The organism is Streptosporangium fragile (assembly GCF_039534445.1).
Classification (GTDB): Bacteria; Actinomycetota; Actinomycetes; order Streptosporangiales; family Streptosporangiaceae; genus Streptosporangium; species Streptosporangium fragile.
This window is the reverse complement of sequence record NZ_BAAAVI010000002.1, coordinates 53,933-79,592: the sequence shown is the minus strand read 5'-3', so window position 1 is coordinate 79,592 and position 25,660 is coordinate 53,933. Positions and strand designations below refer to the sequence as shown.

The following is a 25,660-nucleotide window of genomic DNA, read 5'->3' as shown; positions in this document are numbered from 1 at the left end:
GTACCTCCCTTATCCCTGAACCGCGGCGGTCATGACGGCCTCGTCGATGTCGCGGCCCTCCAGCCGCGCCGACTCGGCGGCCTGCAGGACCCGCTTGTAGTCCGTCGGCATGATCTTGCTGAACCGGGACGGGTCCCAGTCGGCGAGGAGCGCCTTGGCGACCGTGGAGCCGGTCTCCGTCAGGTGGTCCTCGACGAGGTCGCGGAGCGCCTCGGACTCGTCCTCGGTCAGCTCCTCGATCTCCACCATCTCGCGGTTGACCCGCGCGAGGTCGAGGTCGAGCAGGTAGGCGACGCCGCCGGACATGCCCGCCGCGAAGTTCCGGCCGGTCGGGCCGAGGACGACCACCTTCCCGCCCGTCATGTACTCACAGCCGTGGTCGCCGACGCCCTCGACCACCGCGGTGGCGCCGGAGTTGCGGACGCAGAACCGCTCCCCCACGACGCCGCGGATGAAGGCCTCACCGGAGGTCGCGCCGTACAGGGCGACGTTGCCGGCGATGATGTGGCCCTCGAGCGGCGCCTCCTCGTGCGGCCGGATCGCGATCCGCCCTCCGGACAGGCCCTTGCCCACGTAGTCGTTGGCGTCGCCGGTCAACCGCAGCGTGATCCCCCGGGGCACGAAGGCGCCGAAGGAGTTGCCCGCCGAGCCGGTGAAGCGGATGTCGATGGTGTCGTCGGGCAGGCCGGCGCCGCCGTACCGCTTGGTCACCTCGTGGCCGAGCATGGTGCCGACCGTGCGGTTGACGTTGCGGATGGGCAGGTCGAGCGTGACCCGGGTGCCCTGGTTGAGAGCGCCCTCGGCGAGCTGGATCAGCGTGTTGTCCAGCGCCTTGTCCAGGCCGTGGTCCTGCTCCACCGTACGGCGCAGCGCGGCGCCGGCGGGCAGCTCGGGCTGGTGCAGGATCGGCGCCAGGTCCAGGCCGGCCGCCTTCCAGTGGTTCTCGGCCACGGTGGTGTCCAGCAGCTCGGCGTGGCCGATCGCCTCGTCCAGGCTCCGGAAGCCCAGCGCGGCGAGATACTCGCGGATCTCCTCGGCGATGAACTCGAAGAAGTTGACCACGAACTCGGGCTTGCCGCTGAAGCGCTTGCGCAGCTCGGGGTTCTGGGTGGCGACTCCCACCGGGCAGGTGTCCAGGTGGCACACGCGCATCATCACGCAGCCGGAGACGACCAGCGGAGCGGTGGCGAAACCGTACTCCTCCGCGCCCAGCAGCGCCGCGATGACCACGTCACGGCCGGTCTTGAGCTGGCCGTCCACCTGCACCACGATGCGGTCGCGCAGGCCGTTGAGCAGCAGCGTCTGCTGCGTCTCGGCCAGGCCGAGCTCCCAGGGGGCGCCCGCGTGCTTGAGCGAGGTCAGCGGGGAGGCACCGGTGCCGCCGTCGTGACCGGAGATCAGCACGACGTCCGCGTGGGCCTTGGACACGCCCGCCGCGACCGTGCCCACCCCGACCTCGGCCACGAGCTTGACGTGCACGCGGGCGGCCGGGTTGGAGTTCTTCAGGTCGTGGATGAGCTGGGCCAGGTCCTCGATGGAGTAGATGTCGTGGTGCGGCGGCGGCGAGATGAGGCCGACGCCCGGGGTGGAGTGCCGGGTCTTGGCGATCCACGGGTAGACCTTGTGACCGGGCAGCTGGCCGCCCTCGCCGGGCTTGGCGCCCTGGGCCATCTTGATCTGCAGGTCGTCGGCGTTGACCAGGTACTCCGAGGTCACGCCGAACCGGCCGGAGGCCACCTGCTTGATGGCCGAGCGGCGGGCGGGGTCGTAGAGCCGCTCGGGGTCCTCGCCGCCCTCACCGGTGTTGGACTTGCCGCCCAGCCGGTTCATGGCCACGGCGAGGGTCTCGTGCGCCTCCACCGAGATGGAGCCGTACGACATGGCGCCGGTGGAGAACCGCTTGACGATCTCGCTGACCGGCTCGACCTCGTCGATCGGGACCGGCGGCCGGACGCCCTCCTTCAACCTGAACAGGCCGCGCAGCGTCATGAGCTTCTCCGCCTGGGAGTCCACGAGGTTCGTGTACTCCTTGAAGATCTCGTAGCGGCGCGAGCGCGTGGCGTGCTGCAGCTTGAAGACGGTCTCGGGGTTGAACAGGTGCGGCTCGCCCTCGCGGCGCCACTGGTACTCACCGCCGACCTCCAGGCGGCGGTGGGCGTTCTCGGCGCGCGGGTAGGCCCGCCGGTGGCGCAGCGCCACCTCCCGGGCGAGGACGTCGAAGCCGACGCCGCCCAGCCGGGACGTGGTGCCCGTGAAGCAGGAGTCGATGACCTCCTTGCCCAGGCCGAGCGCCTCGAAGATCTGGGCCCCGGTGTAGGAGGCGACCGTGGACACGCCCATCTTGGACATGATCTTCAGCACGCCCTTGCCGTACGCCTTGATGAGGTTGCGCACGGCCTTGTGCCGGTCGACCGCCAGCGCGCCGGAGTCGACCATGTCCTCGACGGTCTCGATGGCGAGGTACGGGTTGACGGCGCCCGCGCCGTAGCCGATGAGGAGCGCCATGTGGTGCGCCTCGCGGGCCTCACCGGTCTCGATGACCAGGCCGACCCGGGTGCGGGTCTTCTCGGCGATCAGGTGGTGGTGGACCGCGCCGGTGAGCAGCAGCGACGGGATCGGCGCCAGCGTGCCGGAGGAGCCGCGGTCGGAGAGCACGATGATCCGCGCCCCGCCCCGGATCGCCCCGGAGACCTCGGTGCGGATCTCCGCCAGGCGGCGCAGCAGCGCCTCGCCCCCGCCCGCGACCTCGTACAGGCCGGAGACCACGTACGGCTGGAAGCCCGGCAGCGCGCCCTCGTCGTTGATGTGGATGATCTTGGCGAGCTCGTCGTTGTCGATCACCGGGTAGGGCAGCACGAGCTGCCGGCAGGAGGCCGGGCCCGGGTCGAGCAGGTTGCCCTCGGGGCCGAGGGTGCTGGCCAGCGAGGTGACGAGCTCCTCACGGATCGCGTCCAGCGGCGGGTTGGTGACCTGCGCGAACAGCTGGCTGAAGTAGTCGAACAGCAGCCGGGGCTTCTCGCTGAGCACGGCGACGGGGGTGTCGGTGCCCATGGAGCCGATCGGCTCGGCGCCCGTGGTCGCCATCGGCGACAGGATGATCCGCAGCTCCTCCTCGGTGTAGCCGAAGGTCTGCTGCCGCTTGATCAGCGCCTCGTGGGTCGGGACCTCGTGCGCGCGGGCCGGCAGTTCCTCGAAGCGGATCAGCCCGGCGTGGAGCCAGTCCTCGTAGGGCAGCTCGGCCGCGAGCTCCGCCTTGATCTCGTCATCCTCGATGATCTTGCCGAGCGCGGTGTCGATCAGGAACATCCTGCCCGGCTGCAGGCGGCCCTTGCGGACCACGTCCTCGGGGGCGATGTCGAGCACGCCCGCCTCGGAGGCCAGCACGACCAGACCGTCGGCGGTGACCCAGAACCGCCCGGGGCGCAGGCCGTTGCGGTCGAGGACCGCGCCGACCAGGGTGCCGTCGGAGAAGGTGATCGAGGCCGGGCCGTCCCACGCCTCCATGAGGGTGGAGTGGAACTCGTAGAACGCCCGCCGCGCGGGGTCCATCTCGGTGTGGTTCTCCCACGCCTCGGGGATCATCATCAGCACCGCGTGCGGCAGCTTGCGCCCGGCGAGGTGGAGCAGCTCCAGCGTCTCGTCGAAGGACGCGGTGTCGGAGCCGTCCGGGTCGCAGATCGGGAAGAGCCGCGACAGGTCGCCCGGGATGTTGGCGGTCGCCAGCATGGCCTCGCGGGCGCGCATCCAGTTGCGGTTGCCCTTGACCGTGTTGATCTCACCGTTGTGGGCGATGTAGCGGTACGGGTGCGCCAGCGGCCACGACGGGAAGGTGTTGGTCGAGAAGCGCGAGTGGACCAGCGAGATCGCGCTCTCGTAGCGCTCGTCGGTCAGGTCGGGGAAGAACCGCTCGACCTGCATCGGGGTGAGCATGCCCTTGTAGACGATCGTCCGGGAGCTCAGCGAGGGGAAGTAGACGTCCACCTCGTGCTCGGCCCGCTTGCGCAGGCAGAAGGCCAGCCGGTCCAGCGCGAGCCCGCTCTCGCCGTTCGGGGAGGCGACGAAGAGCTGCCGGAAGAACGGCATCACGGCGCGGGCGCTGGGCCCGGGGAGCGCCGCGTCGGTCGGGACGTCGCGCCAGCCGAGGACCGTCAGGCCCTCCTCCGCCGCGATCTCCTCGATCATCCGCACACCGGTCGCGCGGGCCTCGGAGTCGACCGGCAGGAAGGCCGTGCCGACGGCGTAGGAGCCCGCCTCGGGCAGCGGGAAGTCCACCACCGCGCGGAAGAAGGCGTCGGGGATCTGCGTCAGGATGCCGGCGCCGTCGCCGGTGTCCGGTTCGCTACCCTGGGCCCCCCGGTGGTCAAGGTTGCACAGCGCGGTCAGAGCCTTCGCGACGATGTCGTGGCTGCGGCGTCCGGCCACATCCGCGACCATGGCGACACCACAGGCGTCGTGCTCGTGCGCGGGGTGGTACAGGCCCTGAGGCTCGGGAAAGCCGAGGTGGGCAGCAGGCATTGAATCCCTCCCGTCGTCTTGCTTCGCTGGAACAAGCAAGGGACGACGTTGGCCCTGCTGCGTGGTGGGTAGAGATTACCGTACCCTGTCGGATACCTGCCTACCCGGTCTGGATAGCGCTGATTTCGCCCGGTTCGTTTAACACCTGGCGGTCGCACCACATTCCGGGCCGCGCGCCGTGACGGCACGACGTCGCAGGTCCCGGCTCTAAGGTGGGCCAATGGAATCGAGCAGCCCCGCCGGATCGACCGGCGCCACCACCGCGGGCACGCCGAGCACCCCGGGCGTGTCGGCGAGGTCCCATGACGCGAATGACGCGAAAAGCCCTACGGAGCCGGGCGTTCCCCACGACGCGACGGCGGAGCTGCTCGCGCGGGCGGGCGTGGACGGCCGGCGGCTGCGCGGCGCGCTGGCCGCGCTGGGTGACGGCCGCTGGTGGACCCTCGCCGACCTCGTCCGCGAGACCGCGACCTCCCGGCGGACCGTCGAGGCGCTGCTGCGCACGGTGGAACCGGAGCTGGAGCGGTCCGGCGACCGGTTCCGCCTCCCGGCCCCTCCGGCCGCCGCGGAAGTGAGGAGTCTCACACCCGCCGACCCGGTGGCGCACCTGCTCCCCGGCCACGCGGACCTGGTCGCGCGCATGGACGAGCTGATCGCCAAGGCCCCGCGCGGGCGCCACACGCTGGACCACGTGGCCGCGACCGGCGAGACCGTGGTCCGGCGGGCGCTGCTGATGGACGCCCGGTTCTGGCTGGACGGTGCCCGCCTGCTGTGCGTCGGCGACCACGACCTGACCTCGCTGGCCACCGCCATGCTCCACCCCGGCATCGAGGTCACCGTCGTCGACGTGGACGAGCGCATCCTCGCCTACATCGCCGGCCACGCCGACCGGCTCGGCCTGCCCGTGCGCACCCGCTGGGCCGACCTGCGCCTGGGGCTGCCCGGCTCCGCCCGGGGCTGGGCCGACCTGGCGATCACCGACCCGCCCTACACCCCCGAGGGCGTCGCGCTGTTCGTCGCCCGGGGCGCGGAAGGGCTGCGCGACCGTGAACAGGGCCGGATCCTGCTGGCGTACGGCGCGAGTGAGCGCACCCCCGCCCTCGCCCTGAAAGTGCAGCAGGCCCTGTCCCGGCTGAACCTCCTCAGCGAGGCCGTCTACCCCGACTTCAACCGCTACCTCGGCGCGGAGGCCATCGGCTCGGCCGCCGACCTGTACGTCCTGCGGCCCACCACCAAGACCTGGCCGGCCGTGGCCGCCCGGGTCGAGTCCCCCGGCACCGCCATCTACACGCAGGGCCCGCAGTCGGTGGAGTCGGCCGGCTCCCCCGGGGCGCCCGGCGCCGCACCCGGCGCCCCCGAGGACGGGTTCGCCCCGCAGGTGCTGGTCGGCGAGTGGCCCCGCGAGGTGCTGCCCAGGGTGCCCCGGACGCGGCTGGCGACCTGGCTGGCCAAGCCCCACGCCGGCGACCCGGAGCGGGTGGCGGTCGCCGTGCCGGCCGGGCTGGAGGCCGCGCTGCCCCGGCTGCTGCTGGCCACCCGCGCCCGCGAGGTCCGCGCCACGCTCGCCGCGCCGCCCGAAAGGCTCCCCGCCGACCTGCTCTCCGCCGTCTACGAGCTCACCACCGAGGGCCGGACGGTACGCGCCGTACGGTCGCCGGTCCCCGCGACGGACGCGGGCCGGATCCTGCGCCACATCCTGGACAACGCCCACGGCAAGCTCGCCAACACCTGGCGCGAGGCTCTGACCAGGGCCGGGAGCGGGCTGACCAAGAAGCAGGCCCGCGCGGCCGTCGCCGCCGCCGCCCCCTGGGCGGGCGACGTCACCGTGCTCGAACTGCCCGCCCACCGCCTGCGCGAGCTGCCGGCCGCGGTGACCCGTTCCCTCGACGCGACGGCCCGCTCCGCGGACGCGACGGATCCGGCCGGTCCGGCGCCGGCCTGAGGCGGCCCGGCCGGTCCGGGCGAACCGGCGGGCCCGCGCGCGGGCGCGGGCCTCCGGGAGGGTTCTCGGGCTCCGGGACGCGCGGGCCTCCCGGACGGGCCGGAGATCCGTCAGCGCAGCAGGCGGCGCTGGATGACCAGGCCGAGGCCGTCGACCGCCACCTGCGGGTAGGTGAGGTCCACCTTGGCCCCGGGAACGGCCGGGCCGACCCAGCTCAGCGTGACGTAGTGGCCCAGGGCGCGAGCCTGGGCCCAGCCGCGCGAGCCGTCGAAGCCCTCGGGCGTGCCGGGGGCGGGCCGGACGAAGCCGTCACCCTTGAACGCCGCCACGAGCCGGTCCGCGGCGGCGGAGTCGGCGAGGTTGAAGATGAGGAACTGCCCGGAGACGGTGCCGTCCGCGGTGGCGTAGTGGGCGCGGAGCACCTGCGTGCACCCGGCCAGCGCGTCCTGGGCGCTCCCCCACACGACCTCGGCGCAGTCGTCGAGGGCCTCGGTGCCCTTGCGGCCCAGCGTGACCTCACCGGCGCTCACCGAGGCGCCCGGGAACATCTCGGCGACGGTCAGGGGGTCGGGGTCGAGGGCGCGGGTGGCGATCGGCGCGTAGTGGGCCGTGCTGGGCTCGGCGCGGAAGGTGGCCGGGCGCGCGGCGGACGCGTCACCCCCCAGCCACAGGAAGGCCGCCACCCCGGCGACCACGACCAGCACGGCGACGACGGCGATCCACTTGCGCATGACGAGTGAGCCTACTGCGACGGAGGGCGCGCCGGAGGCTACGACGAGCCCTCGGAGGCGGCGACGACGCGCCGGAAGACCGCCTTCTCCGCGCCGCGGACCGTCAGGGAGAGCGAGACGAAGTCGTCCTTGGGGCCGGGCTCGGCGCCGTCGGCCCGGCCGATCCAGACCAGGGCCGCGTAGTGACCCATGGCATGGCCGCTGGACTCGGTGTGGCCGCCGGACGGGAAGACCGCCCGGCCCGCCTCCAGCGGCTGGACCCAGCCGCCGCGGTACAGGGTGGTCAGTTCCTTGACGAGCGTGTCGGCCGAGGCGGTGTCGCGGAGGTTGAACAGGGTGTACTGGGCGACGTAGCGGCCGTCGGCGCTGACGTAGGCGCCCCGGGCCGCCTGGGTGCAGCCGCCCTGGGCGAGCAGGTCGACGAGTTCCCGGCCCCAGACCGCCGCCGCGCAGTCGGTCTCCAGCCCGGTGCCGGCCAACCGCAGCGTGACACCGCCCTCCTTGAGCGTCTTGGCGGAGAAGAGGTCCTTGAGCGTCATCGGCTTGGGGTCGGCCTTGCTCTCCGCGATCGGCGCGAACACCTTCGACGAGGGCCAGGCCCGGTAGGTGTCGGGCCGCGGCTGAGTGACGACGGCCGCGGCGGTGGCCCGCTCGGGCGTGTAGTCGTTGCCGATCGCCTCGATCGCGAACGTGAGCCCCACCGCGGCGACCAGCACACCGGCCACCGAGGCGAGGACCGCCAGCAGCCGCTGCTGCGTCGGGGTCAGGCCCCATTCCTCCAGCAGGGGGATGCTCCACTCCTGCGTCTTGCCGGAGGAGCGACGGCGCTTGCGCGCGGGGGTGGTCACAGTCCGGCCTCTCCCGGAAGCCCACACGTGGGGATGGTCACAGTCCGGTCCCTCCCAGGAGGTTGCCCAGGGCGAAGGTCAGGCCGGCGGCGAGCGCCCCGACGAAGAGCTGGCGCAGCCCGCTGTACCACCAGCTGCGCGCGGTGACCCGGGAGACCAGCGCGCCCGCGCCGAACAGGGCGAGGCAGGAGAGCACCGCCGAGACCACCAGGCTGGTGACCCCGAGCAGGTACGGCAGGAGCGGCAGGATCGCGCCCACGCTGAAGGACAGGAACGAGGAGACCGCGGCGACCTTGGGCGAGGGCAGGTCCCGGGGGGTGACGCCGAGCTCGGCCTCGGTGTGCACCTCCAGGGCCTTGTCGGGATCCCGTGAGATCTGCCGGGCCACCTCGGCCGCCACGGCGGGCTCGACGCCGCGGTCCTCGTAGAGCTTGGCCAGCTCCTCCTGCTCGGCCTCGGGGTGGCGTTCGAGCTCGCGCCGCTCGACGTCGATCTCGGCCAGGGCGAGCTCACGCTGGCTGGCCACCGAGACGTACTCGCCGCCGGCCATGGAGAACGCGCCGGCGGCCAGCCCGGCGACGCCGGCGAGCACGATGACCTTGGTGCTGTCGGTGCCGCCGGCGACGCCCGCGATGAGGGCGAAGTTGGAGACGAGGCCGTCCATCGCGCCGAACACCGACGGCCGCAGCCAGCCGCCGTTGACGTCACGGTGCTGATGGTGGATCTCGGCGCGGCTCCCCGCGCCGCCTGCACTCATCGTCTCTCTTTCTCGCCCTCGGCCGTGGCCTTCTCCGCGGTCTCCTCGCGGTGGTCACCGTCCGCCGCGGGGGCCGCGCCGGGCTCGTCGTCGTTCTCGCCGGGCTCGGCCTGGTCCGCCGGATGCGCCGGGTCGGCCGGGCCCTCGCCTGCGAGCGTACCAAGCGAGGCGCGCGGCTCCCCGGCGCGGGCCTCCGCCTCGGCGTCGCCCCCGGGGCCGTCGTCCTCGACGGCGTCCTCGACGGCGTCCTCGACGGCGTCCGCCTCGGTGCCCGCCTCGGGGTCGGCCTTCTCCGAGTCGTCGGCCTGGTCGGCCGGGTGGGCCGGGTCGGCCGGGTCGCCGAGGTCCGCGGCGAGGTCGGGCGTGGCCCGGACCTTCTCCTCGCCGGTCTTGTTCCTGGCGTACCAGAAGTAGGCCACGGCCCCCAGGAACACGATGATCGAGGTCCACTGGTTGAGGCGCAGGCCCAGGATGTGGTGGGCGGCGTCGACGCGCAGGCCCTCGATCCAGAAGCGGCCCACGGTGTAACCCGCGACGTAGAGGGCGAACACCCGGCCGTGGCGGAGCGCGAACCTGCGCCCCGCCCAGATCAGGACGAGGGCCAGGCCCAGGTCCCAGATCGATTCGTACAGGAACGTGGGGTGGTAGGTGTCTTCCCCCGGCACCGTGCCCGGCCGGTCGGGGTCGATCTCCAGACCCCACGGCAGGTCGGTCGGGCTGCCGAACAGCTCCTGGTTGAAGTAGTTGCCCCAGCGGCCGATGGCCTGGGCCACCGCGACGCCGGGGGCGACGGTGTCGGCCACCGCGGACAGGGAGATCCCCCTGGCCCGGCAGCCGAACCAGACGCCCAGGGCGCCGAGCGCGATGGCACCCCAGATGCCCAGACCGCCGTTCCAAATGAACAGCGCCTCGATCGGCTCATTGGGGGCGTCGGGTCCGAAGTAGAGTTGCCAGTCGGTGATGACGTGGTACAGCCGTCCACCGACCAGGCCGAACGGCACGGCCCACACGGCGAGGTCCACGATGGTCCCGGGCTCACCGCCGCGGGCGCGCCAGCGGCGCTCACCGATGATCACGGCGGCGACGACGCCGAGCACGATGCAGAGTGCGTAGGCCCGGATGGGGACCACATCGAAGAGATACCAGACCCCCTGCGAGGGGCTGGGAATCGAGGCGAGGGGCATGTCAGGTGACGTTACCGTGTCGCGGGCTACTTGGCGGCATCAAGAACGGCCTGGCGCAGCCCCGACGGCGAGAAGGCCACGTCATTGGGGACCTCGGTGCCGTTCAGCTTCAGCGTGGGAGTGCCCTGGAGCTTCTGGGTGTCGAGGATCTTCTGGCTGTAGGCGGTGTGCTGAGCCGCCTTCTCCTGACCGGTCACGCACTTTTCGAAGTTCGGGTCGGTGACGCCCGCCTCCTTGCCCCACTCGACCAGGTCGGAGATCTTGAATCCCTCGACGTTCTCGAGGGGCTGCTCCTTGAACACCTTGTCGTGGAACTGCATCCAGGGGGTGCCGCCGGCGATGCAGCGGGAGGCGACGCCGGCCCGGACGGAGTTGCCCCGGGTGATGCCGTTGTTCATCTGCTCCGGGAAGATCGTGATCGGGTGGAAGACCACCTTGGCCTTGCCCTCGGCCGCCAGGTTCTTGATCGTGGGACCGCTGGCCTCCTCGAGCGACTTGCAGGCGGGGCACTGGAAGTCCTCGTAGACGTCGAGGACCGGCTTCTCCACGCCGGCCTTGGCCATGACCACGGCCCCGTCCGCGGTCACGGTGATCGGCGCCAGCGCGGCGGTCGCCTGCTCGGACTTGCTGCTCTGGGCGGCGTACCACCATCCGGCCCCGACCGCGGCGATCGCGACCACGGCCGCGGCCGCTATCGTCGTGATCCGCCTGGCCTTGTCCTTGCGCCGCTGCTGCTCGCGCTGCGCCTTGATCCGTTCACGCGCCGATTGGTCCCGCGCGGCCTTGCCCATGTCAGTCGTTCTCCTTCTCAGGTGGCTCCTCGTCCTCGATGATCTCGGTGTCGTCGTCCGGTCCCCGATCCGGGGTCAGCCCCAGCGCGGAGTCGAGTGCGAAGCGTCCCGGCGGGAACCAGGCGATGACCACACCGAGCGCGAAGAGACCGAAGTCTCGCAGGATGTCGACGAGGTAGGCGGGCTCCTCCCCCGCGGCGAGCTGACCGCCGCCGCCGAAGCAGCCGCAGTCGATCCGCAGCCCGCGCGCCCACGCCGAGGCGATGCCGATGACGAACGCGAGCATCAGCAGCGCCGAGACGACGCCCGCGACGCGGGTGAGCAGCCCGACAACCAGCAACACCCCCACCACGATCTCCAGGATGGGCAGGCCGTAGCCGACCACCCTGGCGAGCGATTCCGGGAGCAGTTCGTATGCCTCGACCGCCTGGACCGAGAGAACCGGCGTTCCGATCTTGCCCCAGCCGGCGACGATCAGCACGCCCGCCATAATCAGCCGCGAGACGGTCGTCACCCAGGGTAGCGCCGAAATCACCTTTCGCGGCCTCTCGGACGCGGGCTTCTCAGAAGTCACGAGCGCCAACTTCTCCTTTCCAGGGCCTCGGCGCGGACGTCTCCGGCGGGGTGCACGATATTCAAGGAAACCCCATCACGGGCGCGATAAGCGTCGGATAAGCCGGCCGGGTGGGGGGACAGGCAGGGAGAAACGAGAACGCGGCCGCCCTTTCCGGGCGGCCGCATCCGGAGAACACCGGTCAGGCGCGGACGCCGGCCGCGAGTTCGGCGCCCAGCTCGCGGACCGAGGCCAGGGCGGAGGCCTCGTCGGGGGCGTCCAGGACACGGCGGATGAACGCCGAGCCCACGATCACACCGTCGGCGTAGCCGGCCACCTCCGCGGCCTGCTTGCCGGTGCCGACGCCGAGGCCGACGCAGACCGGCAGGGAGGTGTGCCGGCGGGTCCGCTCGACCAGGCCGTGCGCGGCGGCGCCGACCTGCTCGCGCGCCCCGGTGACGCCCATCAGCGAGGCGGCGTAGACGAAGCCGGTGCAACTGTCGACGACGGCCTTGATACGGGCCTCGGTGGAGCTGGGCGCGACGAGGAAGACCGTGTCGATCCCGGCCCCGGCGCTGGCCGCGCGCCAGGGCCCGGCCTCCTCGGGGGTCAGGTCGGGCGTGATGGTGCCCACCCCGCCCGCGTTCGCCAGGTCGCGGGCGAAGCGGTCGGCGCCGTAGCGGTCGATCGGGTTCCAGTACGTCATGACCAGGGTGGCGGCGCCCGTCTTGGCCACGCCCTCGACCGTGCGCAGCACGTCGGCGATGCGGGTGCCGTTGGTCAGGGACCGGTGGACGGCGTCCTGGATCGTCGGACCGTCCATGAGCGGGTCCGAGTACGGCAGGCCGATCTCGATCACGTCGCAGCCCGCCTCCACCATGGCGGTGGCGACCGCGATCGCGCCGTCCTTGCTGGGGAATCCAGCGGGGAGGTATCCGATGAGGGCGGCGCGGTCGTCCGCCTTCGCCTTGGCGAACACCGTCTGAAGAGTCGTCATCGTTGGTTCCGTTGCGGGTCGTGGCCTCCGTCCCCTCCGGTGGTCCCGGAGGGGAGGCGAGTCGGTCGTCAGAGGTTGAAGTACTTCATCGCGGTGCCCATGTCCTTGTCGCCCCGGCCGGACAGGTTGACCAGGATGGTGGCCCCGGGGCCCATCTCGCGGCCGAGCTTGAGGGCGCCGGCGAGCGCGTGCGAGGACTCGATCGCCGGGATGATGCCCTCGGTCCGGGCGAGCAGCGCGAAGGCCTCCATCGCCTCGGCGTCGGTGATGCCGTGGTAGGTGGCGCGGCCGCTGTCCTTGAGCCAGGCGTGCTCGGGGCCGACGCCCGGGTAGTCGAGGCCGGCGGAGATCGAGTGCGACTCGACCGTCTGACCCTCGTCGTCCTGCAGCACGTAGGTGCGCGAGCCGTGCAGCACTCCGACGGAGCCCGCGGTGAGGGTCAGGGCGTGCTCGCCGCTCTCCAGGCCGCGGCCGCCGGCCTCGAAGCCGTGCAGCTGGACGTTCTCGTCCTCGATGAAGGCGTGGAAGATGCCGATCGCGTTGGAACCGCCGCCGACGGCCGCGGCGACCGCGTCCGGCAGCTTGCCGGTGAGCTCCAGCATCTGGCGCCGGGCCTCGACGCCGATGATGCGGGCGAAGTCGCGGACGATCTCCGGGAACGGGTGCGGCCCGGCGATGGTGCCGAAGAGGTAGTGGGTGTGGTCGACGTTGGCGACCCAGTCGCGGAAGGCCTCGTTGATCGCGTCCTTGAGGGTCTGGCTGCCGTTGGTGACCGGGACGACGGTGGCGCCGAGCAGCTTCATGCGGGCGACGTTGAGCGCCTGGCGCTCGCAGTCGACGGCCCCCATGTAGATGACGCACTCCAGGCCCATCAGGGCGGCGGCGGTGGCGGTGGCGACACCGTGCTGGCCGGCGCCGGTCTCGGCGATCACCCGCGTCTTGCCCAGGCGCTTGGTCAGCAGGGCCTGGCCGAGCACGTTGTTGATCTTGTGCGCGCCCGTGTGGGTCAGGTCCTCGCGCTTGAGGATGATCCGGGCGCCGCCCGCCTGCTCGGAGAAGCGGGGGACCTCGGTCAGCGTGGTCGGCCGGCCGGCGTAGGTGCGCAGCAGGTGGTCGAACTCGCGGATGAACTCGGCGTCGTTCTTCGCCTTGTCGTACTCGGCGGCGACCTCGTCGAGGGCGGGGATCAGCGCCTCGGGCACGTAACGCCCGCCGAACACGCCGAACTTGCCGTGGGTGTCCGGATCGTCACCGTGGACACCGTTCCCGGCGAGGTCCGCGGCGGTCAGGACGGTTCCGTCTTGCGTTGTCACTTCGCTTACTGCCCCTCAGGTCGGGATGCGGGGTGGGCGCCGGCGGTGACCAGGTCGACCACGGCTGCCCGGGGGTCCTTGCCGGTGACCAGGCTCTCGCCGACCAGGACGGCGTCGGCGCCGGCCCTGGCGTAGGCGAGCAGGTCGTGGGGGCCGCGCACGCCCGACTCAGCGATCTTGATGATGCCGTCGGGGATCTTGGGGGCCAGCTTGGCGAACACCTCGCGGTCCACCTCGAGGGTCTTGAGGTTCCGCGCGTTGACACCGATGATCCTGGCTCCGGCGGCGAGCGCCCGGTCGAGCTCCTCCTCGGTGTGCACCTCGACCAGCGGGGCCAGCCCGATCGACTCGGCCCGCTCGATGAGGGAGACCAGCGCGTTCTGGTCGAGCGCGGCCACGATCAGCAGCGCCAGGTCGGCGCCGTAGGCACGGGCCTCCCAGAGCTGGTAGGAGGTGACGATGAAGTCCTTGCGCAGGATGGGGATGTCGACCACGGCGCGCACGGCGGCCAGGTCGTCGAGACTGCCGCCGAAACGGCGCCTCTCGGTCAGCACGCTGATGACGTGGGCGCCACCGGACTCGTAGTCGCCCGCCAGCGCGGCGGGGTCGGCGATCGCCGCCAGCGCCCCCTTGGACGGGCTGGACCGCTTGACCTCGGCGATCACCGCCACCTGGTCGCCGCCCAGCGCCGCGTAGGCGTCGCGGGGGGCGGGCGCCCGCTGGGCCCGCTCCTTGAGCTCGGCCAGCGACACGTTCTCCTGCCGCTGGGCGAGATCGGCGCGGACCCCTTCGAGGATCTCCTCCAGCACGCTCACTTGCCCTCCTCGCGAAGCTCGGAGGCCAGGTTCGCGAACGTTGCCATGCTCATGGTTCGCTCACTCCGCTCGCTCACGAGTAAGGCCCCTCCCGATCGATTGCCCTTGTCCCGCCGATGCTATCGGCCCGACCGGGGTCGCCCTGCCACCGGGTGAGACCTATAGGCGACTACGGGGCCAGGAATTCCCCGAAAGGAAGATTTCGCACTATCCAAAAGACGATCATTAAGGCCAGGAATAGCCAAACATAGACCGGCCGTACGGATTTCCCGATGGGCGGTCCCCCGCGCCAGGAGCGCAGCGCCCAGTACGCCCAGAATACGGCCAGCACCGGGATCATGACCACCACGACCGGGTTGAGCCCCACGGCCGTGGCCGGGTCGCCGTGGACCAGAGCGTGGACGGCCCGCAGGCCGCCGCAGCCCGGGCAGTAGAGCCCGGTGAGCGCCAGGAACGGGCAGGTCGGGTAGTGGCCGGGCTCGTTGGGGTCGACCGCCCCCACGAACGCGACCGCGGCGCCCGCCGCCAGCGCGGTGCCGAGAGGCGCCAGCATCGCCCGCGCCCGCGACGCGCGCGGACCGGCGGTCTTCCCCGTCACCATGGCGTCTCGGACCCCCTCCGCCGACGTCTCCCCCGACGGCCACGATACTCAAGCCGGGCGGCTCCCGGTCCGGGAGCCGCCCGGGTACGCGGCCGACGTGCCGGTCACAGACCCGGCGCGGTCGCCTCGGTCGTCGGGAGGTCGAACACCTCGGGATCCTCGTGCACCTCGGGTATGTCGTACCCGTAGTCCGGATCCGGGTTGAGGGCCGAGTCGAAGATCACCCCGAACGTGACCGCCCATCCCAGCACCAGAATCAGCCACAGGGCGACTCCGACATAGGACAGGACCAGGCCGGTGAGGGCCATCGGCCGGCCGTCCTCGCCCGTCCGCTTGATCTGCCCCAGCGAGACGTGGCCGAGCACGACGCCCACGACCGAGGGGAGACCGCAGAAGAACAGGCCGGCGATGCCCAGGATGAGGGCGGCGACGGCCATGCCGTTGTTGCGCTGGGGCGGAGGCGGGGGCGGGGGACCGCCGTAACCACCGTACGGGTCGTGGCCGCCGGGCGGCGGCCCATAACCACCGTACGGGTCGTGGCCGCCGGGCGGCGGCCCGTAACCACCGGGGGAGCCGTAGCCACCGGATGAGCCGTAACCGCCGGGGGAACCGTAGCCACCACCTCCCGGGGGTTGCTGGTAGCCGCCCGGCTGATTGTCATAGCTCATGAATGACTCCAATTATCCCGTTGAAGGCGGAATCTTAGCGAAAACAGCCCTCCGCCGAGGGGATTCGCGCACGCCTACGGGATCGCGGCCGTCAGCGGTCCTCGTCGTCCGGACCGGCCGTGGGATCGGTGCCGCGGTCGAGGGCGTCCCACAGCGCCCGCTCACCGAGGGCGCCGGAGGCGCCGGAGGAGGAGGCCGCACCGCCGGCGCCCGTCCCGGATCGGTCGTAGCGGTCGGACATGCCGGGCCAGCGGGCGCCCCGCAGGGCCGCCACCACGCCGCCGGCCACCAGGAGCAGGCCGCCCGCGGAGGAGACGACCGGCCAGGCCAGGACCGAGGCGACCTGCGGGGTGACGCCCGCGGCCACCGGCACCTGCTCCGCGGAGATCCGCAGCGCCGCGCCCATGCCGCTCCCCCACCACGATCCGGCGATCACTCCGGCTCCGCAGAGCGCCATCACCACACCGACGGACCTGCGCCAGATCCCGCTCGTCGCGAGCACGGCGACCACCGCGGCGAGGGAGGCCCAGGCCGCGGGGCCGAGCGCGGGGGCCAGTTCCGCGGCGGAGACCGGCACCTGCCGCGTCCCGTACGTCACGGTGAACCACTCACGCCCGGAGGCGAGCAGCACGAGCGCGGCGCCTGCCGTGCAGGCGGCCGCCCAGGTCCACAGCTCGCGCCCGGCGGTCACCCCCCGGTCACCGCCAGCGGCGCCGCGTCGAAGCAGGTCCGGTCGCCGGTGTGGCAGGCGGCGCCCACCTGGTCGACCTTGAGCAGGATCGTGTCGCCGTCGCAGTCGAGGGCGACGGACTTGACGTGCTGGACGTGGCCGGAGGTGTCACCCTTGACCCAGTAGGCCCCGCGGCTGCGCGACCAGTAGGTGGCCCGGCCGGTGGTGAGCGTGCGATGCAGCGCCTCGTCGTCCATCCAGGCGAGCATGAGCACCTCACCGGTGTCGTACTGCTGGACGACGGCGGGCACCAGCCCGTCGGCGGTGCGCTTCAGCCGGGCCGCGATGGCGGGGTCAAGGGACATGCGGCAATTCTGCCGCAACCGGGGAACGGTGCGGCGTCCGGCCCGGCGTGGGCGCTCAGTGGGCGCGGTCGTCGTCGAGCACGTCGGCGGCGTGCACGACGATGTTGGGGTCGGGGACGCCGACGACCTCGTGGTCCTTGTCCTCGTACTCGAACAGGCTGAGCACGTGGCGCATGGCCTCGATCCGGGCGCGCTTCTTGTCGTTGCTCTTGATCACCGTCCACGGGGCCTCCTCCGTGTCGGTGTGCAGGAACATGTCCTCCTTGGCCTGGGTGTACTGCTCCCACTTGTCCAGCGACTGCAGGTCCATCGGCGAGAGCTTCCACTGGCGCACCGGGTCGACCTGGCGGATCACGAACCTGGTGCGCTGCTCGGAGCGCGAGACCGAGAACCAGAACTTGACCAGGTGGATGCCGTCGCGGACGAGCATGCGCTCGAACTCGGGTGTCTGCTCCATGAACTGCAGGTAGTCCTCCGGGGTGCAGAAGCCCATCACCCGCTCCACCCCGGCGCGGTTGTACCAGGAGCGGTCGAAGAAGACCATCTCCCCCGCGGCCGGCAGGTGGGAGACGTAGCGCTGGAAGTACCACTGGGTGCTCTCGCGCTCGCTCGGCTTCTCCAGCGCGACCACGGTGGCGCCGCGCGGGTTGAGGTGCTCCATGAAGCGCTTGATCGTGCCGCCCTTGCCGGCCGCGTCGCGCCCCTCGAAGAGGATCACCAGGCGCCCGCCGGTGTCCTTGATCCAGTACTGGAGTTTGAGCAGCTCGATCTGGAGCAGCCGCTTGAGCCGGTCGTACTCCGGCCGGTCCATGCGCTCGGAGTAGGGGTATTTCTCCCGCCAGGTGTCGACCGGGGACCCGTCCAGGCGGACCAGGACCGGATCGTCATCGTCGTCGTCCAGGACCCGCAGGTTCGGCAGGTCGTCGAGCAGCTCGCTGCGGGCGGCAGCGGACTGCGGATCCAGCACGGGGAACCGCGGAACCTGCGCCTCCGGGTCCTCACCCAGCACCTCTGTCATCGCCCCCTGCTTTCTCCCGGACGGGCGGACCGCCCTCCCACGGCGGGAAAACCGCCCTACCCCGTCCCTACCTCGAAGAGGACCCGCTAATCCCCGGGTCGTCCGGAGACGGCCCGGCCCGCGTGATCCCTCCCCCGGGTTCGCGCGGGCCGGGTTCCGTCAGGAATGGGCCGCGGAGACCCATGAGGCGTGCAGATCCGCGTAGACACCGGGTTGCCGGACGAGCTCGGCGTGCGGGCCGCGCTGGACGATGCGGCCCCGCTCGAAGACGAACACCTCGTCGGCCGCCTCGGCGGTGGACAGCCGGTGGGCGATGGAGACGGCGGTGCGGCCCCGGGTGACCCCCTCCAGCGCGCGGGCCAGCCGCACCTCCGTGGCCGGGTCGACCGCGGAGGTGGCCTCGTCCAGCAGCAGCAGGTCGGGGTCGGCCAGGTAGGCTCGGGCGAGCGCGACGAGCTGGCGTTCCCCCGCCGACAGCGACTCGCCGCGCTGGCCGACCGGGGTGTCCAGGTCGGCGGGGAGCCCCTCCAGCCAGTCGGTCAGGCCCAGCTCCGTCATGGCCAGCCGGATCTCGTCGTCGGTGGCGGAGGGGCGGCCGAAGCGGATGTTCTCCGCCAGGGTGCCGTCGAACAGGAAGCCGTCCTGGGGGACCATGACGATCCGCCGCCGCAGCGAGGAGAACCGGACGGTCCGCAGGTCGTGCCCGTCGATGAGGACCCGGCCGGAGACCGGGTCCATCAGGCGGGTGAGCAGCTTGGCGAAGGTCGTCTTGCCCGATCCGGTCTCCCCCACCACGGCGATCCGCGAGCGCGGCGGGATGTCCACGGTGACGTCGTGCAGCACCGGCGTGCCCCCGGGGTAGGCGAACCCGACGTCCTCGAAGGAGACCGAGATGGGGCCGCGCGGCAGCTCGACGCCCTCCGGCCCCGGGTCGGCCACGTCGGGCGGGGTGTCGAGCACGCCGAGGATGCGCCGCCAGCCGGCGACCGCGTTCTGCGCCTCGTTGAGCACCTCGGTGGCGATCTGCATCGGCGAGATGAACAGCGTGATCACGAACAGGAAGGCGACCAGTTCCCCGGCGGTGATGTCGCCGTCGAGGCCCAGCCGCACCCCGAGCAGCACCACCGCGGCCAGGGCCACGGCCGCCACGATGTCGGTCAGCGGGAACACCGTCGCGACGATCCGCTGCGTGCGGGCCTGCGCCGCCTTGTTCGCCTCGATCGCGGCGTCGAGCCGCTCGGCCGTACGGTGCTCCGCGCCGTGGGCCCTGATCACCGCCGCGCCCACCACCGACTCGCTGACCGCCGAGAGCAGGTCGCCGGTACGCTCCCGGACCTGCGTGTAGGCGCCCGAGAGCCAGCGCTGGAAGCGCGGCAGCATGACCATGAGCGGCAGGAAGCAGGCCCACACCAGCAGGGCGAGCTGCCAGGAGTAGACGACCATCAGCGCGGTGGCGACCAGCAGCTGGCCGAGGGCGACGATGAGCATCAGCCCGCCCCACTGCATGAAGGTGCTGATCTGGTCGATGTCGCCGGTGACCCGGGAGACGAGGGCGCCGCGCCGCTCGGAGTTCTGGGTGAGCACCGACAGGTCGTGCACGTGCCGGAAGCCGCGCACCCGGAGCGTGGCGAGGGAGGACTCGGTGGCCCGGTAGAGGCGGACGTTCATCAGGTACGCGCACAGCGCGGTGAGCACCACGGCGGCGGCGCACAGCAGCACGGTGGCGCGGATGTGGGCCAGGTCGGGGACCGGGCCGGCGAGGCCGGTGTCGACGGTCTGCTGGACGGCGATCGGCACGATCACCCTGCCCCCCGTGGCCAGCACGGCCAGCACGAGGGTCACGGCGATCCCCCTGCGGAACTCCGGCGTGAGCGAGAGGCCGCGCCGGACGGTGGCCAGCGCGGAGCGTTCGACACCCTGGAGCGAGTTCACCGGCACCGACCGCCCAGCGGCGCGTCGTTCCGGATGCCCGTCGCGCCGGCGCGGCGGCTCCGCGGCCGGTTGTGCTCCCTCACCGTCGGCTCCTCTTCTCTTCGTGTCTTCGTGTCTTCGTGGGGCGGTCGCCGCCGGACTCCCCCGCCGTCCCTTCGGGCGGGGAGGATGTTACGCGATGGCCTCTTCTTCCTCGTACTCGTCGGCGCCGAGCGCCTCGCGCTCGGCCTCCTGCCGTTCGTAGGCGGTGACCAGGTTGCGGTAGCCCTCGCAGCGGGCGAGCAGCTCCTCGTGGGCGCCCCGGTCGACGACCCGGCCGTGGTGCAGGTAGACGACCTCGTCGGCCAGGGTGATGGTGGCCATCCGGTAGGCGACGACGACCACGGTCGCGGCCTGGACGGCGTCCCGCAGGCCGTACAGGATCTTGGCCTCGACCTGCGGGTCGACGCTGGAGGTGGCGTCGTCCAGGATCAGCAGGCGCGGGCGGCGCACCAGCGCGCGGGCCAGCGCGATCCGCTGGCGCTGGCCGCCGGACAGGGTGGCGCCGCGCTCGCCGACCCGGGTGTCCAGGCCGGAGGGCAGAGCGCTGACGAAACCCTCGGCCTGGGCCAGGCGCAGCGCCGCCCAGACCTCGTCGTCGCCGACCGGCAGGCCGAGGGTGACGTTGCCGCGCACGGTGTCGTCGAACAGGAACGTCTGCTGCGGCACCAGTGCGACCGCGTCGCTGACCCCGCCGCGGGCGACGTCGCGCAGGTCGACCCCGTCGACGAGCACGGCCCCCCGTACCGGGTCGACCAGGCGGACGAGGGTCTGGGTGAGCGTGGACTTGCCGGAGCCGGTGGGGCCGACCAGGGCGACGGTGCGGCCGGGCTCGACGGCGAGGCTGACGTCGCGCAGGACCGGGAAGTCGCCGTAGGCGTACCCGAGGTCGCGGACCTCCAGCCGGGCCGGCTCGGTACCGGGCAGCGCGACGGAGCCGTGCTCCATGGACCCGGTGGCCTCCAGCACGGCCGTGACCCGCTCGTGGCCGACGACGGCGCGGGGCAGTTCGGCGAGGACCCAGCCGAGCGCGCGGATCGGGAAGGCCAGCAGGGTGAACAGGTAGGCGACCTGGACGAGGACGCCGGAGGTGATGGCCCCGCTCTCCAGCCGGGCCGCGCCGATCAGCAGTACGGCGAGCACGCCCAGGGTGGGCAGCGCCTCCAGCACCGGGTCGAACAGGCCGCGGATCCGGCCGACGGCGATGTTGGCGTCGCGCAGCTCGTGGGCCTTGGCCAGGAACCGGGCGGTCTCCTCGTCCTCGCGGCCGAGGGTCTTGACGACCAGGGCGCCGTCGAAGCTCTCGTGGGCGATCTCGCTGACCTCGGCGCGCAGTTGCTGGGCGCGGGTGGCCAGGGGGTTGAGCCTGCGCTGGTAGACCAGGTTGAGCACGGCGATCGCCGGGAAGATCAGGAAGCCGACCAGGGCGAGGACCGGGTCGGTGAGCACCAGCGCCACCGCGGCGGTGACCAGCATGACGACCACGCCGACCGCCATCGGCAGCGGGGCGAGCGGCGCCCAGGCGGCCTCGACGTCGGCGTTGGCGTTGGAGAGCAGCTGGCCGGTCGGGTGCCGGTGGTGCCAGGCCAGGGGGAGCCTGAGGTACTGCCGGGTGACGTCTCGGCGGGAGCGGGCCTGCATCCGGTACTGCATGACCCCGGCGAAGTATCTCCGCCCGGACACGCCCAGCGCCTTCAGCAGCGCCGTCCCGAGGATCAGGAACGTGCCGAGGAGCATGGTGCCGGTCGCGATCTCGCCCCGCTGGAAGGCGGGGAGCACGAGGTTCTCCGTGGCCCAGCCCAGCGCCCAGGCCGAGGCGACGGTCATCACGCCGTACAGGGTGCTGGACAGGGCCGCGGCGGCGAAGATCCCCTTCTCCGTCCGGATGGCCAGCCCGAGGAGCCGGAGCCCCTGGCGCATGACTGCGGAAGTCACTTTGGTCGCCACGCGGGGGCTGTCCTTTCGAAGGGAAACATTGCTACATAAGTGCCTATCACGTCCCATCACATTCTTATTCCCCAACCTGGCCGGTTCCGATGATCTTCCTGGTTGCCTGTGCAACAATCTTGCGAGGATCGGCGGCCGACGTCCTTCCTCGGCCGAGACCGGGGACTCCGGTCTCCCGGGCCGGGGTTCCGCAGCCGGGTCGCCACACCGGAGGTATTCGATGAATCACGCCCGCGCCGAACGCGCCGCCCTCAGCGACCTGTTCGCCCGGCTCGGCCCGGACGCCCCCACCCTCTGCGAGGGCTGGACCACCTTCGACCTCGCCGCCCACCTCGTCCTCCGGGAGAGCCGTCCCGACGCCCTCGGCGGCATCCTCCTGGCGCCCCTGGCGGGCTACACGGCCTCGGTTCAGGAATCGATGAAGGCCAGGCACGGCTACGACGGTCTCGTCGAGCTGGTGCGCTCCGGCCCCGGCGGGATCTACCGCCTGATCCCCGGCCTGGACCAGGTGGTCAACACGACGGAGTACTTCATCCACCACGAGGACGTCCGTCGCGCGCAGCGGGTCTGGGAACCGCGCGAGCTGCCCGCCGACCTGGAGCAGACCTTCTGGAAGCAGGTCCGCGCCGGCAACAGGGTGTTCCTGCGCAAGTCTCCGGCACGTGTCGTCATGCACCGCATCGGCGGCGGCGTCGCCATCGGCGGGCCCGGGGACGCCCCGCAGGTCGAGGTGACCGGCAGGGCCGGGGAGCTGCTGCTGTTCTGCTTCGGCCGCCAGGCGCACGCGAGGGTCGACGTGAGCGGCGACGAGCAGGCCGTGGCCCGGCTGATGGACGCCCCGCTGGGCGTCTGACGCCACAGGGCCCCGCCCCCTCCGGGGGCTCCCGAAGAGAACTCCGGGGGCTCCCGGGGAAAACTCCGGAGGCTCCCGGGGAAAAGCCTCGCCCTCAGCACTCCTCGAGCTTCTCGCCGAGCATCTCGGCCGAGATGTTGCCCTGCGCGATCCGGCGCAGGGCGGCGATCAGGGTGTCGCCGAGCAGGGTGCCCACCACGACCAGCTCGATCATCCGCTCCAGGTCCGATTCGTCGGCCAGGGCCGCCACGTCGGCCCGCGCGGTGCGCGCCGCCGCCTCGGCGTACTCGTCGAGGCGGGCGAAGACGCCGTCGTACCCCAGGGTGCGGAGGGTGAGCAGCACGCCGGTGACGGCGCGCATGGCCTGGCTGTCCGGGGAGTGCCGCCACCCGTGCCGGGCGATCAGCTCCCGGGCCTCGCGCGCGGCCCGCTCCCACCCCTCGCCCTCGCCGGGCTCGCGCCTGGACGTGACGGTGCACTGGGCGAGGCCGAGCCGGTCGTACAGGCTCAGCTCCGGCCGTTCGAGCCCCTCCAGCAGCTCGGCGATCTCCGCCAGCGACAGACCGCTGTACTCGGCCATGGCGCGCACCAGATTGAGCCGGCGGACGTGCTCCCGACCGTACTGCGCCTGGTTGGGACCGGTCCGCTCCCCGCTGGGGAGCAGGCCCTCCCGCAGATAGTATTTGATCATCGGCACGGAGACACCCGTCACCCGGCTCAGTTCCGCCATCCGCACAGCCCGGCCTCCTCTTGCGCTCCCCCACAGTCTAGTTATAGATAATGGATAAATCCATTATCTATAAGAGAGCCCTCTCGATGATCCGTCTCCATCGCCCCCTCCTGTTCTCGTCCGCGATCATGGCCGTCATCGCGGTCGTCGCCCTCGCCGGGCTGCTGCTGGATGACCGCACGCTCGACGGCATGCCCGTCTGGGCGAAACCGCTGAAGTTCGCCGTCTCGTTCGGGATCTACACGCTCACCTGGGCCTGGCTGCTGTCGTTGCGACGACGGGCACCCCGCACGGGCCGGTTGCTCGGTACCGTCCTGGCGGTCACGGGCACCGCCGAGGTGCTGCTCATCACGGCCCAGGCCGCCCGGGGGCGACGCAGCCACTTCAACTTCGCCACCCCCCTCGACTCCACCCTGTACACGATCATGGGCGTCACCGTCGTCACCCTCATGATCGCCAACATCGCGGCGGCGGTCCTGGTGCTGCGCGAGCGCCAGGCGAGCCCGTCCCAGACCTGGGCGATCCGCCTCGCGCTGGTCATCTCCACCGTCGGCATCGGCCTGGGCTACCTGATGACCGCGCCGACCGCCGCCCAGCTCGCGGACACCGCCACCACTGTCATCGGCGCGCACAGCGTCGGCGTCCCCGACGGCGGGCCGGGCCTGCCGCTGGCCGACTGGAGCACCACCGGCGGCGACCTGCGCATCCCGCACTTCGTCGGCATGCACGCCATCCAGGTGCTGCCGCTGGTCGCCATGCTCCTGGCGCCGCTGCGCGAGGAGGTCGTCCGGCTGCGGCTGGTACTCGTCGCCGGGGGCGGCTACGCGGCCCTGCTGGCCCTGGTGACCTGGCAGGCGCTGCGCGGCCAGCCGCTGCTCCGCCCCGACGGCGCCACGCTCGGCGCGGCGGGCCTGCTCCTCGCCGGGGTCGCCGTCGCGGCACTGCTCTCCCTGCGCCTTCCGGCCCCCTCGCGTCCCGCCGCCGCGACGGCACAGCCCACGCCCCCGGCTCCCGGCCCCGATCCGGCCCCGGCCCTCGAAAGAGCCGGAACCGCCCCGGAGACGGGAACCACGCACCGCTGACAACGCCCGCCCGACCGGGGCTCCCACCTCTGTAGACGGGCAAGTTCGCAGTCCGGTCGGTGGCCACAGACGATCAGCGGGCGGGTGACCGGCCAACCGGTGGCGCGGTTGTGCCAGATCACAGCGGTCAGGACCGGAATGCGCCGGGCGACGCGGACGGCCGCCCCCGAAGGGCCGCGCCCGCCGTGCGGTTCGAGATCGCGTCGGCCTTCGAGGGTGTCGTCGACCGACGCGATGAACCGGCGGACAGGTTCGAGAAGCGACCCGCCGGGACGGGGCGCGACCGCGATGGGACGGCCGCGGCAGCCGTATGCCCCGTGCGGCCGGATATCGGTCCAGCTCGGCGGAGATACACCCCGCGTCGGCGGCGATCGGCGAGCCGGGGCGGCGCGGTTCGCAGGCGCTCGTCGTAGCCCGACTGGCCAGGCAGGTACGGAAAGGCCTCGGACACCCCCCGAAGGTGACGATGGTCATCCGCCAGAGTGACCAAAGATCATCCCTTCGTCTGACGCTCGTCCGCGTTCTCGGAAACTACGGTCGTTCCGCCATCACTTCCGGAACGAAAGGTTCACATGATGAGTATGCGGCAGGGATCGGCACTGGTCATGGCGGCTCTCACCGGTGCGGTTCTCACCAGCCTCCTCACCGGCGGCAGCGCGGTGGCGGATGACGAGCCGGTGATGCGGGGATTCGAGCTGATCTATGGGTCGAAGACCATCCAGCCCGGACAGACTGACTACGTGGTGGTCGACTGCCCCGCAGGCAAGCAGGCGATCGCCGGAAACTACGAGTTCGTAGGCTCGACGCAGCCGGTCAAGGCCCAGGTCATACGATCGGCTATCACCACAAGCGGTTGGACTCCGAAGACTTGGCGCCACTTCCTGCTGGTCGAAAACGAGGGCGGGGCGTCATTCCAGGCCGTCGCGAATGTCTCCTGCGCCATCACGCAGTGATCCATGTCGGATTCCCTCCACTGATCCGCCCGCTACCCCGGAAGTCCGCTGAAACCCCTGTGTTCCGGTCTCGCGGCGGGTGAGGCGGGGCCAGGCCCAAGGGCGTACGGGGTGAGTGGATCGGAGAGCCGGTCCCGGACGGGGAGCGCGTCCCCGTCCTCGATGGAGCGCCGTCGAGCGCTGTTCGCGCCGGAGACGCGCGCTGGTACGCGTCCTCCGGGCGGCCGGGCACATGCACTGTGACCTGCGCCGGAAGGCCACATGCGGGCTGGGGCCGTATGACGCCGCCTTCGTCCACCGCCGCCTTCGTCCACCGCCGCCTTCGTCCACCGCCGCCTTCGTCCACCGCCGCCTTC

Annotated in this window: 22 protein-coding genes and 1 pseudogene; 4 read left to right on the top strand and 19 right to left on the bottom strand. The window is 72.0% G+C overall.

The window, feature by feature from the left end:
* Nucleotides 1-9: 9 nt before the first annotated feature.
* Complete coding sequence (gene gltB, locus ABD841_RS02070; protein ID WP_344967195.1) at nt 10-4,515, bottom strand: glutamate synthase large subunit; 4,506 nt, start codon at nt 4,513-4,515, stop codon at nt 10-12.
* Between the two features lie 220 nt (nt 4,516-4,735).
* On the opposite strand from gltB, the gene ABD841_RS02065 reads away from it, so the two are divergent.
* Complete coding sequence (locus ABD841_RS02065) at nt 4,736-6,457, top strand: bis-aminopropyl spermidine synthase family protein (protein WP_344967193.1); 1,722 nt, start codon at nt 4,736-4,738, stop codon at nt 6,455-6,457.
* A gap of 110 nt (nt 6,458-6,567) precedes the next feature.
* On the opposite strand, the gene ABD841_RS02060 is transcribed toward ABD841_RS02065, so the two are convergent.
* From ABD841_RS02060 to ABD841_RS01985, 16 genes are all read right to left on the bottom strand, one after another.
* Entirely contained in the window at nt 6,568-7,188 is a 621-nt protein-coding gene (locus ABD841_RS02060) for a hypothetical protein (protein WP_344967191.1), read from the bottom strand.
* Between the two features lie 38 nt (nt 7,189-7,226).
* Complete coding sequence (locus tag ABD841_RS02055; RefSeq protein ID WP_344967189.1) at nt 7,227-8,036, bottom strand: death domain-containing protein; 810 nt, start codon at nt 8,034-8,036, stop codon at nt 7,227-7,229.
* A gap of 37 nt (nt 8,037-8,073) precedes the next feature.
* Nucleotides 8,074-8,793: a VIT1/CCC1 transporter family protein gene (locus tag ABD841_RS02050; RefSeq protein WP_344967187.1), complete on the bottom strand. Its 720-nt coding sequence runs from the start codon at nt 8,791-8,793 to the stop codon at nt 8,074-8,076.
* Nucleotides 8,790-9,977: a prolipoprotein diacylglyceryl transferase gene (lgt, locus tag ABD841_RS02045; RefSeq protein ID WP_344967185.1), complete on the bottom strand. Its 1,188-nt coding sequence runs from the start codon at nt 9,975-9,977 to the stop codon at nt 8,790-8,792. Before lgt ends, ABD841_RS02050 begins: the two co-directional genes overlap by 4 nt.
* 26 nt (nt 9,978-10,003) lie before the next feature.
* On the bottom strand, nt 10,004-10,768 hold the full coding sequence (locus tag ABD841_RS02040; protein WP_344967183.1) for a DsbA family protein: 765 nt from the start codon (nt 10,766-10,768) through the stop codon (nt 10,004-10,006).
* Between the two features lies 1 nt (nt 10,769).
* Nucleotides 10,770-11,282, bottom strand: coding sequence for a MauE/DoxX family redox-associated membrane protein (locus ABD841_RS02035; RefSeq protein WP_344967181.1), 513 nt, complete (start codon nt 11,280-11,282; stop codon nt 10,770-10,772).
* A 241-nt stretch (nt 11,283-11,523) separates the two neighbouring features.
* Complete coding sequence (trpA, locus tag ABD841_RS02030) at nt 11,524-12,318, bottom strand: tryptophan synthase subunit alpha (protein WP_344967179.1); 795 nt, start codon at nt 12,316-12,318, stop codon at nt 11,524-11,526.
* 68 nt (nt 12,319-12,386) lie between these two features.
* A complete protein-coding gene (gene trpB, locus ABD841_RS02025) occupies nt 12,387-13,607 on the bottom strand; it encodes a tryptophan synthase subunit beta (RefSeq protein ID WP_344967468.1) in 1,221 nt (406 codons plus the stop codon).
* A gap of 29 nt (nt 13,608-13,636) precedes the next feature.
* Nucleotides 13,637-14,446, bottom strand: a complete 810-nt coding sequence (gene trpC, locus ABD841_RS02020) for an indole-3-glycerol phosphate synthase TrpC (protein WP_344967177.1) — start codon at nt 14,444-14,446, stop codon at nt 13,637-13,639.
* Between the two features lie 169 nt (nt 14,447-14,615).
* Entirely contained in the window at nt 14,616-15,047 is a 432-nt protein-coding gene (locus tag ABD841_RS02015) for a DUF2752 domain-containing protein (RefSeq protein ID WP_344967175.1), read from the bottom strand.
* Nucleotides 15,048-15,151: 104 nt separating this feature from the next.
* A complete protein-coding gene (locus tag ABD841_RS02010; RefSeq protein WP_344967173.1) occupies nt 15,152-15,715 on the bottom strand; it encodes a DUF4190 domain-containing protein in 564 nt (187 codons plus the stop codon).
* A 91-nt stretch (nt 15,716-15,806) separates the two neighbouring features.
* Nucleotides 15,807-16,406, bottom strand: a complete 600-nt coding sequence (locus tag ABD841_RS02005) for a Trp biosynthesis-associated membrane protein (protein WP_344967171.1) — start codon at nt 16,404-16,406, stop codon at nt 15,807-15,809.
* Nucleotides 16,403-16,750 carry a phosphoribosyl-AMP cyclohydrolase gene (hisI, locus tag ABD841_RS02000; RefSeq protein WP_344967169.1) on the bottom strand — a complete coding sequence of 116 codons (348 nt, stop codon included), beginning with the start codon at nt 16,748-16,750 and terminating at the stop codon, nt 16,403-16,405. Before hisI ends, ABD841_RS02005 begins: the two co-directional genes overlap by 4 nt.
* 55 nt (nt 16,751-16,805) lie before the next feature.
* Nucleotides 16,806-17,768 (bottom strand): polyphosphate kinase 2, encoded by a 963-nt coding sequence (gene ppk2, locus ABD841_RS01995; RefSeq protein ID WP_344967167.1) that lies wholly within the window; start codon nt 17,766-17,768, stop codon nt 16,806-16,808.
* A gap of 159 nt (nt 17,769-17,927) precedes the next feature.
* The gene (locus ABD841_RS01990; protein WP_425581932.1) at nt 17,928-19,706 is read right to left on the bottom strand and encodes an ABC transporter ATP-binding protein; all 1,779 of its coding nucleotides are present in this window, start codon (nt 19,704-19,706) and stop codon (nt 17,928-17,930) included.
* A 165-nt stretch (nt 19,707-19,871) separates the two neighbouring features.
* On the bottom strand, nt 19,872-21,659 hold the full coding sequence (locus ABD841_RS01985) for an ABC transporter ATP-binding protein (RefSeq protein WP_344967466.1): 1,788 nt from the start codon (nt 21,657-21,659) through the stop codon (nt 19,872-19,874).
* Between the two features lie 247 nt (nt 21,660-21,906).
* Here ABD841_RS01985 and ABD841_RS01980 point away from each other — a divergent pair, with 247 nt between their 5' ends.
* Entirely contained in the window at nt 21,907-22,539 is a 633-nt protein-coding gene (locus tag ABD841_RS01980) for a TIGR03085 family metal-binding protein (RefSeq protein WP_344967163.1), read from the top strand.
* Between the two features lie 94 nt (nt 22,540-22,633).
* Here ABD841_RS01980 and ABD841_RS01975 read toward each other — a convergent pair whose 3' ends face one another.
* Complete coding sequence (locus ABD841_RS01975; protein ID WP_344967161.1) at nt 22,634-23,269, bottom strand: MerR family transcriptional regulator; 636 nt, start codon at nt 23,267-23,269, stop codon at nt 22,634-22,636.
* Nucleotides 23,270-23,355: 86 nt separating this feature from the next.
* Here ABD841_RS01975 and ABD841_RS01970 point away from each other — a divergent pair, with 86 nt between their 5' ends.
* Nucleotides 23,356-24,351: a hypothetical protein gene (locus ABD841_RS01970; RefSeq protein ID WP_344967159.1), complete on the top strand. Its 996-nt coding sequence runs from the start codon at nt 23,356-23,358 to the stop codon at nt 24,349-24,351.
* Between the two features lie 59 nt (nt 24,352-24,410).
* On the opposite strand, the pseudogene ABD841_RS40730 reads toward ABD841_RS01970, so the two are convergent.
* Nucleotides 24,411-24,738, bottom strand: a pseudogene (locus tag ABD841_RS40730) (IS982 family transposase); the annotation flags it as partial.
* Nucleotides 24,739-24,956: 218 nt separating this feature from the next.
* Here ABD841_RS40730 and ABD841_RS01965 point away from each other — a divergent pair.
* Nucleotides 24,957-25,304 (top strand): hypothetical protein, encoded by a 348-nt coding sequence (locus ABD841_RS01965; protein WP_344967157.1) that lies wholly within the window; start codon nt 24,957-24,959, stop codon nt 25,302-25,304.
* Nucleotides 25,305-25,660 lie beyond the last annotated feature (356 nt).